This is a genomic window from Roseateles sp. DAIF2, from assembly GCF_015624425.1.
Lineage (GTDB): Bacteria > Pseudomonadota > Gammaproteobacteria > Burkholderiales > Burkholderiaceae_C > Kinneretia.
This window is the reverse complement of the sequence record NZ_CP049919.1, coordinates 528,706-545,384: the sequence shown is the minus strand read 5'-3', so window position 1 is coordinate 545,384 and position 16,679 is coordinate 528,706. Positions and strand designations below refer to the sequence as shown.

At 70.5% G+C, this 16,679-nt stretch carries 14 protein-coding genes; 10 read left to right on the top strand and 4 right to left on the bottom strand.

The features are described from left to right. Positions 1 to 6 precede the first annotated feature (6 nt). Complete coding sequence (locus G8A07_RS02550; protein WP_195795565.1) at positions 7 to 927, bottom strand: sensor domain-containing diguanylate cyclase; 921 nt, start codon at positions 925 to 927, stop codon at positions 7 to 9. A 74-nt stretch (positions 928 to 1,001) separates the two neighbouring features. Here G8A07_RS02550 and G8A07_RS02545 point away from each other — a divergent pair, with 74 nt between their 5' ends. The 8 genes from G8A07_RS02545 to G8A07_RS02510 all read left to right on the top strand — a co-directional run bounded on the left by G8A07_RS02545 (position 1,002) and on the right by G8A07_RS02510 (position 9,702). Then, positions 1,002 to 1,877, top strand: coding sequence for a neutral zinc metallopeptidase (locus G8A07_RS02545; RefSeq protein ID WP_195795564.1), 876 nt, complete (start codon positions 1,002 to 1,004; stop codon positions 1,875 to 1,877). Positions 1,878 to 2,037: 160 nt separating this feature from the next. After that, entirely contained in the window at positions 2,038 to 4,530 is a 2,493-nt protein-coding gene (locus G8A07_RS02540; RefSeq protein ID WP_249937201.1) for a bifunctional diguanylate cyclase/phosphodiesterase, read from the top strand. A gap of 123 nt (positions 4,531 to 4,653) precedes the next feature. After that, positions 4,654 to 5,241: a hypothetical protein gene (locus G8A07_RS02535; protein ID WP_195795562.1), complete on the top strand. Its 588-nt coding sequence runs from the start codon at positions 4,654 to 4,656 to the stop codon at positions 5,239 to 5,241. Continuing rightward, positions 5,238 to 5,531: an HPr-rel-A system PqqD family peptide chaperone gene (locus tag G8A07_RS02530; protein WP_195795561.1), complete on the top strand. Its 294-nt coding sequence runs from the start codon at positions 5,238 to 5,240 to the stop codon at positions 5,529 to 5,531. The genes G8A07_RS02535 and G8A07_RS02530 overlap by 4 nt, the downstream gene beginning before the upstream one ends. Next, positions 5,528 to 6,451 (top strand): HprK-related kinase A, encoded by a 924-nt coding sequence (locus G8A07_RS02525; RefSeq protein ID WP_249937200.1) that lies wholly within the window; start codon positions 5,528 to 5,530, stop codon positions 6,449 to 6,451. The genes G8A07_RS02530 and G8A07_RS02525 overlap by 4 nt, the downstream gene beginning before the upstream one ends. Then, on the top strand, positions 6,448 to 7,527 hold the full coding sequence (locus tag G8A07_RS02520; protein WP_195795559.1) for a nucleotidyltransferase family protein: 1,080 nt from the start codon (positions 6,448 to 6,450) through the stop codon (positions 7,525 to 7,527). Before G8A07_RS02525 ends, G8A07_RS02520 begins: the two co-directional genes overlap by 4 nt. Positions 7,528 to 7,562: 35 nt before the next feature. Further along, a complete protein-coding gene (pssA, locus tag G8A07_RS02515; protein ID WP_195795558.1) occupies positions 7,563 to 8,180 on the top strand; it encodes a CDP-diacylglycerol--serine O-phosphatidyltransferase in 618 nt (205 codons plus the stop codon). Between the two features lie 82 nt (positions 8,181 to 8,262). Continuing rightward, positions 8,263 to 9,702, top strand: a complete 1,440-nt coding sequence (locus G8A07_RS02510; RefSeq protein WP_195795557.1) for a PLP-dependent aminotransferase family protein — start codon at positions 8,263 to 8,265, stop codon at positions 9,700 to 9,702. 15 nt (positions 9,703 to 9,717) lie between these two features. On the opposite strand, the gene G8A07_RS02505 is transcribed toward G8A07_RS02510, so the two are convergent. From G8A07_RS02505 to G8A07_RS02495, 3 genes are all read right to left on the bottom strand, one after another. Further along, a complete protein-coding gene (locus tag G8A07_RS02505) occupies positions 9,718 to 11,325 on the bottom strand; it encodes a S41 family peptidase (protein WP_195795556.1) in 1,608 nt (535 codons plus the stop codon). Positions 11,326 to 11,458: 133 nt separating this feature from the next. After that, positions 11,459 to 12,496, bottom strand: coding sequence for a DMT family transporter (locus G8A07_RS02500; protein ID WP_195795555.1), 1,038 nt, complete (start codon positions 12,494 to 12,496; stop codon positions 11,459 to 11,461). Positions 12,497 to 12,563: 67 nt separating this feature from the next. After that, complete coding sequence (locus G8A07_RS02495) at positions 12,564 to 13,163, bottom strand: diguanylate cyclase domain-containing protein (protein WP_195795554.1); 600 nt, start codon at positions 13,161 to 13,163, stop codon at positions 12,564 to 12,566. A gap of 176 nt (positions 13,164 to 13,339) precedes the next feature. Between G8A07_RS02495 and G8A07_RS02490 the strand changes: the two genes are divergently transcribed. Then, entirely contained in the window at positions 13,340 to 13,909 is a 570-nt protein-coding gene (locus G8A07_RS02490; RefSeq protein WP_195795553.1) for an ECF-type sigma factor, read from the top strand. After that, complete coding sequence (locus G8A07_RS02485) at positions 13,906 to 16,626, top strand: serine/threonine-protein kinase (RefSeq protein ID WP_195795552.1); 2,721 nt, start codon at positions 13,906 to 13,908, stop codon at positions 16,624 to 16,626. The genes G8A07_RS02490 and G8A07_RS02485 overlap by 4 nt, the downstream gene beginning before the upstream one ends. The last annotated feature ends 53 nt before the right edge of the window (positions 16,627 to 16,679 follow it).

Genomic DNA, 16,679 nt, shown 5'->3' with positions numbered 1-16,679 from the left:
CGCTCCTCAGTCGCCGCCGTCCACCATCAGCCGGTCGCGCCCCGCGGCCTTGGCGCGGTACAGCGCCGCATCGGCGCGCCGCAGCAGGGCCTCCGCCGACTCGCCCCAGCAGGCCTCGGCCAGGCCGGCCGAGCAGGTGTAGCCGCGCCCGGGCCGCTCCGGCAGCGGCCGGGCCTGGCGCACCCGGGCCAGCAGGCGCTCCGTGATCGCCTCGGCCTGGCCGCGCCCGGCGGTCGGCAGGATCAGCAGGAACTCCTCGCCGCCCAGGCGGCCGCAGCCGTCCTCGCGTCGGATGCTGGCCTGCAGCTGGCGCGCGAAGTCGCCCAGCACGCGGTCGCCGGCGGCATGGCCCAGTTCGTCGTTGACGCGCTTGAAGTCGTCCAGATCCAGCGCCACCACGCACAGCGGCCAGGCCGCTTCGTTGGCCAGCGCCTGCTGCAGCAGCTGCAGCGCATGGCGGCGGTTGCTGAGCCCGGTCAGCGGGTCGGTCTCGGCGGCGCGCAGCGCCTTCACATGGGCCTGGCGCAGCGCCCGGCTGTCCTGGCGTAGGCTGGTGATGTCGCTGCCCTGCAGCAGCAGCCAGCCGTCGGGCCGCAGGGTCTCCTGGATCCACAGCCAGCGCCCGTCCCACAGGTCGACCTCGAAGGCGCGGTGCGGCTGCTTGCCGCGGCGCGTCATCGCGGCGGCCAGCCAGGCCTCGATGTCGTCGGCCTCGATCACCGCGCCATGACGCTGGCGGTGGTTGTCGCGGATGATGTCGGCCCACAGCGGCCGCGCGCCCGGCGCCACCCGGTAGGCCTGGCAGAAGGCGGCATTGGCATGGCGCAGCCGGTCCTCCGGGTCGAACAGCGCCAGCAGCTGCTGTCCATCGTCCAGCAGCCGGCGCAAGATCGTGTTCAGTTCCTCCGGCGGCTCGGGCCCGGTCATCGACTTCCTTCTCTGAGGTGCAGGCGCACGCCGTAATATCGGCAGCCGGGCGGTCAAACCTAAGGAGCAGCGCCATGAAATGGGAAGGCCAGCGCGAAAGCGACAACGTCGAGGACCGGCGCGATGCCGCACCGCGGCGCGGCGGCGGGCTGGGCGGCGGCCGCGGCATCGGCCTGGGCGGCATCGTGGTGGCCCTGCTGGCCTCCTGGGCCTTCGGCATCAACCCGATGACGGTGCTGGGCCTACTGGACGGCGGCGGGCTGCCGGCGCCGCAGGTCGAGGACAGCCAGCCCGGCGCCAAGCCGCAGGACGAGGGCGGGCGCTTCGTCTCCACCGTGCTGGCCGACACCGAGGATGTCTGGAGCGCCTACTTCGCGCAGCGCCAGCAGCAGTACGCCGCGCCGACCCTGGTGCTGTTCCGCGGCAGCACCCCGACCGCCTGCGGTCAGGGCGAGGCCGCGATGGGGCCCTTCTACTGCCCGGGCGACCGCAAGGTCTATATCGACCTGAGCTTCTACCAGACCCTGCGCGACCGCCTGGGCGCGCCGGGCGACTTCGCCCAGGCCTATGTGATCGCCCATGAGGTGGGCCACCATCTGCAGAACCTGCTGGGCATCAGCGAGCGCATGGATCGCGCGCGCGGCAAGGTTTCGGAGCGGGAGTACAACGCGTTGAGCGTGCGGCTGGAGCTGCAGGCGGACTGCCTGTCCGGCGTCTGGGCCCACCATTCGCAGCGCGGCAAGGGCTGGCTGGAGGCCGGCGACATCGAGGAGGCGCTGAACGCCGCCTCCAAGATCGGCGACGATGCGCTGCAGCAACAGTCGCAGGGCCGGGTAGTGCCGGACAGCTTCACCCATGGCAGCAGCGCCCAGCGCATGCGCTGGTTCAAGCGCGGCCTGGAGGCCGGCGATCTGGGCGCCTGCGACACCTTCAAGGCCGCCCAGCTCTGATGAATATGTCGCCGGCCCCTGATTTGGGGGTGGCGACCCCGGCTAATCCCGGGCAATGGCCCCGCCAGCGGCCGGGATAATCCCGGCCCAGAGAGGCGCCAGCGCCTTGCCCGTTTTTGCCAAGGAGCTTTGTGGAGTGGGTGTCGCCCTGAGGCCCTCGTTGCGCACCGCCATCGCGGTGCCGTTTGTGCTCCTGTTTGCCGCCACCGTCCTGCTGCAGGCCCTGACACAGCAGCGCCATGTGGACCAGCTGATCCAGCAGGAGAGCGCCCGCCAGCTCGACTCGCTGGCGGCCAACACGCGCAACCGCCTGGCGTTGTTCCTGGACGAGCCCTTTCGCATCCAGCTGGGCCTGGCCGACGCGATCGCCCGCCACCGGCTCTACCGCAGCGGCGACATGAGCGGGGTCTGGCCCTATCTGCGCGGGGTCTACGGCGAGCTCTACCAGGACGACCGCCAGATCAGCGTGCTGAGCTTCGGCAGCAGCGACGGCCAGTACGCCGGCCTGCGTCGCGAGACCGGCGGCTTCACCCTGATGCTCAAGGACATGAGCACCGAGGGCCGGCTGCGCATCTACCAGGGCGACCACCCGAGCGCCATCAGCGCCGAGTTCCCCGACTACGACCCGCGCGGCCGCCCCTGGTACGCGCCGGTGCTGCAGACCGGCCGGCCCGGCTGGTCGGCGATCTATACCAACCGCGACGAACGCGCCGAGGTGGCGATCTCGGCCATCGCACCGGTGCGGCGCGACGGCGAGCTGCTGGGCGTGGTGGCGGCCGACGTCAAGCTCGACGGGCTGAACCGCTTCCTGCGCGACGAGCCGCTGCGCGGCCGCGGCCTGGTCTTCATCACCGAGCTGGACGGCCGGCTGGTGGCCCATTCCGAACCCGGCGGCGTGATGGGCCAGGGCGAACGCCTGCTGATGCGCGACAGCCCGGTGCCGCTGCTGCGCGCCGCCGCCCCGCAGGTGGACGGCGCGCCGACCGAGAGCGGCAGCGGCTTCACCCTGCGCCACGAGGGCGAGCTCTATTTCGGCCGCATCACCCCCTATTCCGACACCCGCGGGCTGGACTGGCGCATCGTCGTGCTGGTGCCCGAGGCGGCGCTGCTGGGCGAGATCCGCAGCGCCCAGGGCCGCAGCATGCTGCTGATCGCCGGCATCGCCGGCCTGGCGATCGCGCTGGGCCTGTGGGGCATCGGCCGGATCACCCGTCCGATCCTGGAGACCGCCGCGGCCGCCAACCGGCTGGCGCGCGGGCGCTGGCAGGAGGGCCAGCCCGGCATCCCGCAGGGCGCGGCGCTACGCGAGACCGCGCTGCTGGTGCGCGCCTTCAACGAGATGGCGCAACGCCTGCAGCAGTCCTTTGGCCGCATGCGCGAGCAGCTGGTGTACGACGACATGACCCGACTGCTGACCCGCCGCGGCCTGCTGGAGCAGGCCGACTGGCCGGTGCCGCGCCCGGCCGCGCTGCTGCTGGTCGGGCTGGACGCCTTCCGCGCGATCAACAACAGCTTGGGCCATGGCACCGGCGACCAGCTGCTGCAGGTCATCGCCGCCCGGCTGCGCGAGCGCCTGCCGGCCCAGTTGCGCCTGGCGCGGGTCAGCGGCGACGAGTTCGCGCTGCTGCACCTGGGGCTTACCGCCCTGCCCGAGCCGGCCGCGCTGCAGGCGCTGGGCACCGAGGTGCTGGCCCTGTTCGAGGCGCCCTTCACCTCCGGCGAGGACGAGGTGCTGGTCACCGCCTCGATCGGCCTGGTCGGCGGCCTGCTGCCGGCCGAGGCCCTGGGCGACTGGCTGCGCCATGCCAGCGTCGCGCTGGGCGAGGCCAAGCGCCGCGGGCGCGGCCAGGCGGTGCTGTTCGAGCCGGCGATGATGGAGCATTCGACCCGGCGCGCGCGCCTGGCGATCGAGCTGCGCCAGGCGCTGGAACGCGAAGAACTGAGTGTTCACTATCAACCTATGGTTCGCCTTGACGACGGTCGCGTCCGCGGGCTGGAGGCGCTGGTGCGCTGGCACAGCCCGGAACGCGGCGCGGTGCCGCCCGGCGTGTTCATCCCGATCGCGGAGGAATCCGACCTGATCCTGGCCCTGGGCGACTGGGTGCTTCGCCGCGCCATGGACGACGTCGCGGCGCGCCTGGACCGGCTGACGCCGGACTTCGAGTTGCATGTCAATGTCTCGGTGCGCCAGCTGATCCAGTCGGACTTCGCCGCCACCCTGCAGGCCGCGCTGCTGGACAGCGGTCTGCCGGCGCGGCGCCTGACCCTGGAGATCACCGAATCGCTGCTGCTGGTGCAGGACGGCGTCACCGAGGAGCGACTGCGCCAGGTGCGGGAGCTGGGCGTCAAGATCGCGATCGACGATTTCGGCACCGGCTATTCCTCGCTGGCCTATCTGCAGCGCCTGCCCTTCGACTGCCTGAAGATCGACCAGAGCTTCGTGCGCAACCTGTCCAAGTCCGAGCAGGACGCCGCGATCGTCACCGCGGTGCTGCGCATGGCCGAGGGCCTGGGCGTCAGCGCCATCGCGGAAGGGGTGGAAACCGAGGCCGAGGCCAGCCGGCTGCGCGAGCTGGGTTGCCTGCTGGCTCAGGGTTATCACTATGGCCGCCCCCAGGAGATCGGCGCGTGGGACCAGGCGGGCCTCGGCTGAGGCCTGCCACCCGTTCTGGGGGGTCATGCTTTTCCTGGCTGGGGATGTATGAAACACTCAACTCCCACTGGGTTTAAGTGGCTCGGAAAGCGCCCCAGCAGGAAACTTCCGCGGGAATCTGTCATGGATCAGAACAAGCTCGATCAAACTTCGCCCGGCTCCGAACAGGAGCGGCTGAATGCACGCCGCCGCCTGCTGAAGGGCGGCTTGGGCCTGGCCCCGGTGTCGATGACCATGGTGAGCCGCCCGGTGCTGGCCGGCACCGAAACCTGCCAGGGCCCGACCGGCTTCCAGTCGGCCCCGCCCAGCCGGGTCGGCGCGACGCCTTCCTGTACGGTCGGCAAGTGCAAGGGTCCGGATCAATGGTCCGGCATCGCCAAGTCCAGCTACCCCAATGCCTGCGGCGACCGCAGCTTCGCCACCGCCTTCAACGACAACCGCAAGTTCTCGACCCTGAGCCTCTACAAGGCCATCAAGAACGACTTCGCCGCCTTCCCCAATGAGTCGGCCACCGACAAGGCGATGGCGCGCAAGCTGGCGGCGGCCTATCTGAACTCGCTCAACGGCTCCACCTTCCCGATGTCGGTGACCCAGGTGCAGCAGTTCTGGCAAGGGTATCTGAGCAAGTCCTACCGTCCGGGCGGCTTCGGCACCACCTGGACGACGACCACCCAGTTCCAGAACTACGTCAACTACGTCATGACCGCGTGAACGGTGCCTCACCGCGCTGGCGCAGCATCCTCGACCAGAACTCGCCGGTCCGGCAATGGGACGGCGAGTTTTTGGTTTTTAACCCCCGCAACGCCAGCACCCACCTGATCGGCGCCGCCGCCTACGAGGTGATGTCGGCCCTGATCGCGGCCCGGCAAGCCCTGACCCTGCCCGAGCTGGCGGCGCAGCTGGTCGGCGCCGAGGCCGCCGATGCGGCCTTCCATGCGGAACTGGGCCAATGCCTGGAGCAGTTCGAGGATCTCGGTCTGGCCGAGTCGCTGCCGGCGTGAGGCCGCTCGCGGCGCTTGGCGACGGTGAACTGCGCACCCGGCTGGGAGCCGGCACGCTGTGCCTGCGCACCGGCCCCTTCACCCTGCGCCTGCGCTCCGCCCTGCCCCATGTCGCGGCCGCGGTCGGCACCCTGTATGCCGAGCATCCGGTGCTGGACGCGCAGGACGCCCGCTTCTGCGATTTCCATCCGCGCGTCGACGCCCAGCCGGGCCTGCGCCGTTGGATCCGGCCTCAGGCCCAGTTCGAGCTGGACGGCCAGTTGCCCTTTTCCCCGATGGCCCTGCACCAGGCCGCGCCAATGCTGGAATGGGGGCTGAACTGGTGTGTCACCGAACATTGCCACCAGTACATCGTCGTGCATGCCGCGGCGGTCGAGCGCAACGGCCGGGTCGCGGTCCTGCCGGCGCCGCCCGGCTCGGGCAAGAGCACCCTGTGCGCGGCCCTGGTCAACCGCGGCTGGCGCCTGCTGTCCGACGAGCTGGCGCTGATCGACCCGGCCAGCGGCCTGCTGCTGCCGGTGGCCCGGCCGGTCAGCCTGAAGAACCGCTCGATCGAGGTGATCCAGACCTTCGCGCCCGAGGCCCGCTTCAGCGCCGTCGTGCATGACACGGTGAAGGGCAGCGTGGCCCATATGAAGCCGCCGGCCGACAGCGTGCGGCGCGACCAGGAGGCCGCGCCGCTGGCCTGGCTGGTGTTCCCGCAGTACCGGGCCGGGGCCGCGCTGGAGGCCCGGCCGCTGAAGCGCACCGAGGCCTTCATGCGCCTGCTGGACCATGCCTTCAACTACCACCTGCATGGCCCGCGCGGCTTCGAATGCCTGGCGGACATGGTCGAGCCCGCGCAGGGCCTGGACTTCAGCTACAGCAGCCTGGACGAGGCCTGCGCCTTCTTCGCCGACCTGGCCGACCGCGCCGCATGAAGCCGAACGGGAACGCCGACCTGCTGATCCGCTGCCTGCGCGAGCCCGCGCAGATGGCCGCGCTGGACGAGGCCGGCTGGGACCTGCTGATCCGCCAGGCGCGGCGCAGCCGCCTGCTGGGTCGGCTCGCGATGCTGGCCCTGCCCTTCGCGGTGCCGGCCGCGCCGGCGCGCCACCTGCAGGCGGCGCGCCATGTGGCCGACAGCCTGGAGCGCGCGATCTTCTGGGAGGCCGGCCATATCCAGCGCGCGCTGCGCGAGCTGGAGGCCCCGGTGCTGCTGCTGAAGGGCGCGGCCTATGCGCTGGCCGGCTTCGGCGCCGGTCGCGGGCGCCTGCTGAGCGACATCGACATCATGGTGCCGCTGGCGCGCATCGGCGAGGCCGAATCGGCGCTGATCATGCAGGGCTGGGTCGGCAGCGAGATCAGCGCGCATGACCAGCGCTATTACCGCGAGTGGATGCACGAGATCCCACCGATGCGCCATATGCGGCGCAGCAGCGTGATCGACGTGCACCACAACATCCTGCCGCGCACCGGGCGGCTCACCGTCGACGCCGACCGGCTGCTGGCGCGCGCGCTGCCGCTGCCCGGCCATCCGGGCCTGCACCGGCTCTGCGATCCTGACCTGGTGCTGCACAGCGCCTGCCATCTGTTCCTGGACGGCGAGTTCGACAAGGGCCTGCGCGACCTGGCCGACATCGACGCGCTGCTGCGCGAACTGAGCGCGCGCGACCCCGGCTTCTGGGATGCGCTACAGGCACGCGCCTGGGAACTGGGCCTGGCGCGGGTGCTGCTGTATGCGCTGCGCTACGGCCAGCGCCTGCTCGGCACGCCGGTGCCGGCCGCGCTGCTGCAGGACTTGCAGCGCGCCGCGCCCGGCGGCTGGCGGCTGCGCCTGCTGGACGGCATCTTCGAGCGCGCGCTGCGGCCCGACCACCACAGCTGCGCCGACCGCTGGAGCGGCCCGGCGCGGCGCTTCCTCTACCTGCGCGGCCATTGGCTGCGCATGCCGCTGCCGCTGCTGGTGATGCACCTGACGATCAAGGCCCTCGCGCGCAAACCCAGGTCGGCTTAAGACGGTCGGCCCGCCCGTGCCTTATGCTGGCGCCCATGAACCGCCCCAAGCCTTTTTCGATGATCCGCGAGTTCCATCTCGCCGACTGGTTCACCCTGGGCAATGCCTTCTGCGGCGTCGGCTCGCTGTTCTCGGTGATGACCTATCTGCAGACCCGCGAGGTGATGCATCTGTTCTACGCCTGCGCGCTGATCCCGGCCGCGCTGGTGTTCGACGTGCTGGACGGCCGCATCGCGCGCTGGCGCCAGCAGAGTTCGGCGATGGGCCGCGAGCTCGATTCGTTGGCCGACATCATCTCCTTCGGCGTCGCGCCCGCCGCGATCGCCTATGGCTGCGGCATGCAGGGCCTGTACGACCGCGTCGTGCTGGTGTTCTTCGTCGCCTGCGGCGTGTCGCGCCTGGCCCGCTTCAACATCACCGCCGAAAAGCTCAGCGACGGCGGCGACAAGGTCAAGTTCTTCGAAGGCACGCCGATCCCGACCTCGCTGGCGCTGGTGCTCGTGCTGTGGGTGGCCGCGGCCCAGGGCGCGCTGGGCGATCAGCTCTGGTTCGGCAAGCTGGAGATCGGCGGCTTCTTCCTGCACCCGCTGGTGCTGCTGTTCGCGCTGTCGGGATCGCTGATGGTCAGCCGCATCCGCATCCCGAAGCTTTGAGCGGCTGAGCGCTGTACCGGCCGGATCGGGCGCGATCTGTACCGCCCGCCAGCGCGCCGGGCAGCACAGAATAGGCGGCATCATGGACGATCCGCTGTATCTGCAAATCGCCGCCCGCCTGGCCCAGTCGATCCGCGCCGGCACGCTCAAGCGCGGCGAGCGCATGCCATCGGTGCGCGCGCTGGCGGCAAGCGAGGCGGTCTCGCCCAGCACCGCGGTGCTGGCCCTGCGCTGGCTGGAGGACGCGCGGCTGATCGAGGCGCGGCCGCGCTCCGGCTACTTCGTCGCGGCCCGGCCGCCGCAGCTGCCCGAACCCGAGACCTCGCGGCCCGAGCGGCGCTCGCGCGCGGTGGCGCTGGACCGGTTGGGCCAGCAGGTGATGCGCCTGTCGATGGCGCCCGACATCATCTCCTTCGGCGCCGCCTGCCCCGGCCCGGAGCTGTTCGACCAGGAGCGGGTGCGCCGCGCGATGAGCCGTGCGGTACAGAAGCACCGCGACCTGCTGTGCATCTACCCGACCGGCCCCGGCATGGAAGAGGCGCGCCGCGCGATCGCCCGCCATGCGCTGGGCCTGGGTTGCGCGCTGCATGCCGACGAGGTGGTGATCACCAACAGCTGCATGGAGGCGATCAGCCTGTGCCTGAAGAGCGTCACCAAGCCCGGCGACATCGTCGCGCTGGAATCGCCCACCTACTACGGCTTCCTGGAGATCCTGCAGAGCCTGCACCTGCGCGCGCTGGAGATCCCGACCCATCCGCGCCACGGCCTGTCGGTCGACGCGCTGCAGCTGGCGCTGCAGACCCAGCCGATCAAGGCGGTGCTGGCGGTGCCGACCCTGTCCAACCCGCTCGGCGCCTGCATGCCGCCGGCCGAACGGCGCCGCTTGGCGCAGCTGATTGCCAGCCATGACGTGGCGCTGATCGAGGACGTGCTCTACAACGACCTGGCCGAGCAGGAGGACCGGCGCCGCGCGGTCAAGGCCTTCGACAGCACCGGCCATGTGATGATCTGCGGCTCCTTCTCCAAGACCCTGGCGCCGGGGCTGCGCCTGGGTTGGGTCGAGGCCGGGCGCTGGGGCCAGGTCTTGCGCCAGACCAAGGAGGTGCAGTCCGGCGCGCAGACCGCCGTGCTGGAGATGGCGCTGGCCGACCTGCTGACCCAGGCCGGCGCCGGCGCCGCGCTGCGCCAGGTGCGCGCAACCATCGCGGCGCGGGTCGACGAGGCGCGCGGCCTGATCGCCGAGAGCTTTCCCAAGGGCAGCAAGGTCACCGATCCGGCCGGCGGCTACATCCTGTGGGTGGAGCTGCCCCCGCAGCTCGACTCGGTGGCCCTGTATGAGGCCTGCCTGGCCGAGAACATCTGCATCGCGCCGGGCCTGATGTTCAGCGCCAGCCCGCGCTTTCGCCATTGCGTGCGCCTGGGCGTCGGCGGGCGCTGGGGGCCGCAGCATCCGCGCGCGCTGCGCCGCATCGGCGAGCTGGCCACCCAGCTGCTGCTCAGCAGCGCGCCGCTGGCGGCCTGATCATCAGCGAGCCCCTCAGGGCCGGTCCAGCAGCCGGTTGCTGCGCGGCCAGGGCTTTTCCAGGCGCAGCGCCGGCCCGCGGCCCTCGCCCGCCGCGGCCTGCAGGGCCTTGGCACTGCGCGGCGCCGGGCAGCGACCGGTCTGGCGATGCGCCAGCGCGGCGGCCAGCTGGGCCTCCTGCGGGTCGCCCAGCTCGCGGCCCAGGTCGTCGGCCACCTCGCAGCCCGGCGCGAAGCCGTCGGCATAGTCGCCAAAGCCCTTGGCGTTGACGCCCTCGAACTCGATCGCCATGTAGCGGTAGCCGCAGTTCTCGCGCCCGGAGAAGCCATAGGGCTTGCCGCAGCTGCGCCCGCCGATCTGCACCACCTCGACATCGACGCCGCGCAGGCCGTTGATCAGCGATTCGCTGGCCGAGCAGGTGCCGGACTGGGTCAGCACATAGACGCGGCGCAGGTTCAGGCTGGGCAGCGCGGTCCGCTGGCCGCACTGGAAGCTGCCCGGGTCGGGCCGGCAGCTGCGGTCCTCGAAGGGGCTGTCCTCGTTGTCGGCCTGGCGCCGGCTGTTGTGCTTCAGGCGCTCGAACACCCGGCCGGCGGTCGGGCCCGGGCCGGCCACCATATAGGCCAGCTGCGAGGCGATGAAGAGATAGCCGCCGCCGTTGTAGCGCAGGTCCAGCACCAGGTCGCTGACGCCCTGCGCCGCGAACTGCTGCAGCGCGCCCTGCAGCTGCGCCTCGGCCGGCAGGTTGTGATCGTGGAACACCAGGTAGCCGACCTTGGCGCCGTCGCCCGCCGTCATCACCTTGGCCTGCGGCACCGGGGTCAGGCGTTGCTCGCCCGGGCTCAGGCTCAGCGTCTTCTCGCCGCCCTCGCGCGCCTCGAAGCGGAACTGGCGCGCCGTGCTGCCCTGGCCCGGGTAGAGGGCGCGCTGCACCTGGCGCCATTGCTCGGTGTCGGCGCTGTCGATCGAGATCCCGTCCACCGCCAGCAGGCGGTCGCCGCGCTTCAGGCCCAGCCGGTCGGCCGGGCCGCCGGCCTCGACATAGGCCACACGCACGCCGCGCGGCGGGGTGTCGGCGGCCTGGGTCCATTCCAGCCCGTAGCCCTGCGAGACGCCGGCCTGCGTCAGCTGCTTCCATTCGGACTCGGGAATCATGAAGCTGAAGCGGTCGCGCGCCGCGCCGCTGGCGGTGCGCTGCGGCGTGTGCAGGTCGTAGAAATAGTTGACCAGCGACTGCTGCACGTCGGCGCCGCTGTAGCGCGCCGCGCCGGCGCTGATCTGCGGCACCTGCTCGCGCCACAGATAGTCCTCGTCCATATAGGCGCGGATCCAGCGCTTCTCGACGTCCAGGCTGGCATTGCGCTGCGCCGCCGGCGCCTGCGGATTGCCGGGCGCGCATTGCTGCGCCACCGAGGCGCTGGGCACGATGCTGTCGGGCGGGGTGACCGGCGGCGTGACGACGCTGCTGCCGCCTCCGCTGCTACCCGAGCTGCCGCCATTGCCCAGCAACGGCGCGCCGGGCGAGCCGCCTCCGCCGCCGCAGGCCTGTAGAAGCGCCAGCGTCAACAGGCTCATGGCCGCAGCGGCGCGGCGCACCGGCAGCGTTTTCTTCTGGTCGTTCATGCCCACCCTCTTGGCGGCCGCGGGGCGCGGCCTGTTCTTGTCATCAAGCTGTCAGGCGGCTTTATACCCGGCGCGCGGCCCCGATCTGTGGCGGGCGCGCCGCAGCCCCACCTTGGTGGGAAGCAAAGCGCGCTCAGCCGCTTTTCGTGACGGGCTTCACGCGCAGCGCCCAGACCACGCCGCCGACCAGCAGCGCGATGCCCAGCAGGGTCAGGGCCGCCGGCGGTCGGCCGCGCAGCAGGAAGGCATAGGCCAGCGCGGCCAGGGTCTCGAACACGATCAGCTGGCCGACCAGGGCGGTCGGCAGGCGCTGGCTGGCCTCGTTCCAGCACAGGGTGCCCAGCCAGGAGGCGCACAGGCCCACCACCAGCATCAGTCCGACATAAGCCCAGGGCCGCGGCCCGAGCGGCAGCGCGAAACCCGCGTCCAGCAGACCGAAGCCCTGCAGCGCCGGCAGCAGGGCCAGCCCGACCAGGGCCATAGGCAGGGTCACCAGGCCCTGCGCCGTGGCCCAGGCGCGCGGGCTGCCGCGACGCCCGCCCCCAGAGCGCCCCTGGCGCTCGCCCCCCGAGGGGGTCGCGTCCGGCTTGGGGCGGCCCGGCGCCGACGCGCCATGCGCGCGCAGCCAGTCGGCATTGCGGATCGGGTACCAGGTCCAGCAGGCCACCGCCGCGACCGCCAGCAGCGCGCCCTCCGCATAGCGGCGCAGGTCCGCGGCCTCGCGCCCGGCCAGGGCCGCCAGCTCGATCTGGTTGACGCAGGCGATGCCGGCCGCGATCAGCGCCAGCGAGGGCGCCAGCCGCGCCCAGGGCAGATGGCCGTCGCGCTCATGGTCGCGCAGGTTAGAGCAGATCGCGATCACCACCGGCAGGGTGCCGATGATCACGGTCGGCAGCGGGCCGCCAGCGCGCTGGATCGCGGCCGACAGGCAAAGGTAGTAGAGAAAATTGCCGATCGCGCTGAGCTTCAGCGCCTCCAGCCAGTCGGCCCGCGTCAGCTGGGCCAGGTCGCGCCGGTCCATCAGGGCCAGCGGCAGCGCGATCAGGCCGAAGGCCAGATAGCGGCCCACGGTCAGCAGCGCCGCCGGGTAGTCCGGCAGCAGCAGCGGGGCGACGAAGACCAGGCCCCACATCAGGCCGGCCGCCAGGGCGAACAGGGTTCCTGCAAACATATGGCCGCCACTATGGCGCGGCCGGGCGGCGCCGTCTTGTACCGTCTTGCTGTTTGGGGCCGATCGCTCAGGGCCGCACGACGGCCAGGGTCGGGCGCTCCACCAGCACCCGGCCGCCGGCCGCCGCGGCCGACACATCGGCGCTGCGCTGCGCGGTCTCGGCCGCGATCACCAGCTCGCTGCCGGTCATGCCGGACTCGCGGTAGACCGCCGCGCCCATGCGCAGCGCGGCATACAGGCGCTGCTCGGCCACGCCATAGGGCCCGCACAGCGCCTTGTGCAGGCGCGCGCGCACCACGTCGGCCTCGATGCGGCCGGCATTCATCAGCACCAGGCCGAAGCGCCGCTCGCCGACCTGGGCCACCACATCGCTGCTGCGCACCCGCGCCAGCAGGCGCGCGCCGATCGCCAGCAGCAGGGCCTGCAGGATGCCGGGGGTCGGCAGCTCGTCGCCGGCGTCGGACTGCGGGTCGATCGTGACCAGCAGCACCGTGGCGCGCAGCCCGTAGCGCCGGCATTGGCCCAGCTGCCGGTCCAGCTGCGCGGCGAACTGCGCCAGGTCCTCCAGATGCAGCAGCTCCGGCCGCTGGGCCGGGCGCTGGTGCGGATCGGGCGGGGTCGGGTGATCGGCGGCGGCGCGGGAGGTCGAGGAAGGCTGCTGGTCCATGGTGTCCGGTGGTCGAAAGAGGGTGAGGGCAAGGCCGGCCGTGATCGCTGCCTCCCTGACTGACCGCGATCCGGCGCTCTTGCTGCATGCCCTCATCTGTTAAAACGCCGTCCGGCGCCACAACCCGACATCGCAGACGCAGAAATTTACGAATCCGCTGCTAGAGTCCCGCCACGATGAACGCCGTGCCCACCACGATCACCCATCTGCTGCAGGCGGCCGGCCAGGGCGATCGCCAGGCCGGCGACCGGGTGGTGGAGCTGCTGTACGCCGAGCTGCAGCGCCTGGCACGCCAGCGCCTCTATCAGGCCGGCCAGCCCACCGCGCTGGACCCGACCGCACTGGTGCATGAATCCTGGCTGCGCCTGCACCAGGCCGGCGAGCTGGACTTCGCGGACCGCGGCCATTTCCTGGCCTACGCGGCGCGGGTGATGCACAGCATCGTGATCGACCAGATCCGCGCCCGCCAGGCCCAGCGCCGCGGCGGCGACTATGAACAGGTGACCCTGAACACCGCGGTGGCCGAGCTGCCGCCGCAGCGCGACGACGAGGTGCTGCGCGTGCATGAGGCGCTGGCCGAGCTGGCCGGCCTGGACGCGCGCCTGGCCCAGGTGGTGGAGATGCGCTACTTCGGCGGCCTGCTGGAAACCGAGATCGCCGACGCGCTGGGCATCACCGAGCGCACCGTGCAGCGCGACTGGCAGAAGGCGCGGCTGTTCCTGTCGATGTCCCTGAGGGCCTCATGAGCCCGGACGACGGCCCGGTGCGTGAGATCGACAAGTCCCGCTGGCCGCGGCTGAGCCCGCTGCTGGACGAGCTGCTGGACATGGAGCCGGCGGCGCGCGTGGCGCGGCTGGCGGCGATGCGCGACCTGGAGCCCGAGCTGGCCGCCGACCTGGAGCTGCTGCTGGCGCGCGACGCCGAGCTGGCCGGCAACGCCTTCCTGGCCGCCGCGGCCCCGCCGCCCACCCTGACCGCCGTCGTACCCCTGCCCGGCCAGCTCGTCGGCGCCTACCGGCTGGAGCGCGAGATCGGCCAGGGCGGCATGGGCACGGTCTGGCTGGCGCGGCGCACCGACGGGCGCTTCGAGGGCCAGGTCGCGGTCAAGTTCCTGGCCTCCGGCCTGCTGGGCCATGGCGACGCCGGCCGCTTCGCGCGCGAGGGCCAGATCCTGGCGCGGCTGACCCATCCCAATATCGCGCGCCTGATCGACGCCGGCGTCGCGCAGGACGGGCTGCAGCCCTATCTGGTGCTGGAGTTTGTCGAGGACGGCCAGCCGATCGACCGCTTCTGCGAGACGCAGCGGCTCGACACCACCCAGCGCGTGAGCCTCTTTCTCGACGTGCTGGCCGCGGTGGCCCATGCGCACAACCGCCTGATCCTGCACCGCGACCTGAAGCCCGGCAACATCCTGGTGGACCGCCAGGGCCAGGTGAAGCTGCTGGACTTCGGCATCGCCAAGCTGCTGGGCGACCACACCCAGCCCGCCGAGGCCACCGAGCTGACCCGCCGCGCCGGCCGCGCTTTCACGCCGCAGTTCGCCGCGCCCGAGCAGGTGCAGGGCGGCGACGTCACCACCGCCACCGATGTCTACGCGTTGGGCGTGCTGCTCTACCTGCTGCTCAGCGGCGGCAAGCACCCCACCGCCGGCGCCACCCGCGCCGACGCCCAGGCGCTGGAGCGCATGCGCGCGGTGGTGGAGGAGGAGCCCAAGCGCCTGTCCGAGCTGCTGCGCGCCGAGCGCCAGCCCAAGCTCGCCCGCGAACTGCGCGGCGACCTGGACACCATCGTCGCCAAGGCGCTGAAGAAGGCGCCGGGCGAGCGCTATGAGAACGCGGCGGCGCTGGCGGAGGATTTAAAACGCTGGCTGAACCATGAGCCGATTGCGGCAAGGCCGGACAGCCGCACCTACCGGCTGGCCAAGTTCCTGCGCCGCCATTACCTGGGCGTCGCCGCCGGCGGCATCGCCACCCTAAGCCTCGCCACCGGCATCGGCCTGGCCCTGTGGAAGGCCCAGGAGGCACAGCAGCAGCGCATCCAGGCCGAGGGCCTGATCGAATTCATGCTGGGCGACCTGCGCAAGAAGCTAGAGCCGGTCGGCCGGCTCGACGTGCTGGACGCCGTTGGCGAGAAGGCGCTGGGCTACTACAGCGCGCAAGACCTGGCACGCAGCGATGCAGACTCCTTGGGCCGGCGCGCAAGAGCGCTGCATCTGATGGGGGAGATTGCGGAGAAGCGGGGGAAGATGGGGGAGGCGGAGCAGTTGTTTCGGCAGGCGGCCGACAGCACGGGGGAACTGCTGGCGCGGGATCCGACGAACACGCAGCGGATCTTTGACCATGCGCAGAGTAGCTATTGGGTGGGATATGCGGCATGGCGACAGCGAAAACTACCGCAAGCGGAAGATAGCTTCACGCAGTATTTACGTTTAGCTGACAGTTTGGTGCAAAAGGAGCCAAGTAAACCTGAATGGTTGACAGAGCAAGCGTATGCACGGCAAAACCTTGGCGTGCTTAAGCTACGTAGTGGCTCGACTCAGGCTTCTCTGACCCACTTCCAGGCTGCAGAGAAAAATTGGCAGTCAGTAATACCGATGCGTCCTCAATTGCGAGCCGAACTCGCCACAACTCTAGGTTGGCTAGCGGAGGCTCAGGAGCGTCAAGGTCATTTTGAGGCCAGCATTACTAGCCAACAAGCTAAGCTTTCGACCCTTATCCAACTTGGTGGTCTTGTTAGCACAGACCGCAAGCAGCAGCAAGCACAAGTCGCCATAGATGCCGCGCTCAGTCGACTGTATCTGGCGGCTGGCCATATCGAAGAAGCGCTGGCCTCCGCACTGCGAGCCAGAGAAAGCTACAGCTCGCTAGCAGCGTCCGACCCCGAAAATATAGAAAAGCTCGAGCGCCTGAGCTTTGCTCGTCTACAGCTCGCAGAGACTTGGCTGCTCCATGGAAAAGTCAATCTGGCTCGCCAGGAACTGACGCTTCTTAACCGAGAGTTAGATCGCTTGCGAACCGCGCATGAGCGCAAGCCAGATCTGCAAGCAAAACTCCAGGGGCGCTGGCTAGTAGCGAGTCTAGCAGCAGCCACAGCAGAGGAATACTTCGCCAGTCGTGCAGCACTTAACGAGTTTTTGTCAAGCAATTCCGTCATAGCAGTCAAAGATGTGCCAGATACAGATACGCAGTGGGTCCTAGCCATGGCAGCCCTAACGCTGGGGGACGCACTGCCAGCCAACACTCCTGAAGCCGCCACGCATTGGGACGCGGCGTTAACCCGGCTCGCGGCCCTTGGAGATACGTCTGAACCTCGCGTGATTTGTTTGCAGGCTCATACACTAATTCGTTTGTATCGCACTCAAGAAGCCCGTGTACTTGCCGAGAAGCTAGAGGCCTCCGCATATCGACACCCACTTTATGCGGACCTCATCCACCGATTGGCTGTGCAGCAGGAAGTACGCTAAGTCTGGCAACAAAGAGCGCTGCATCACATTTAACCGCTACCGCCCAAAGAATC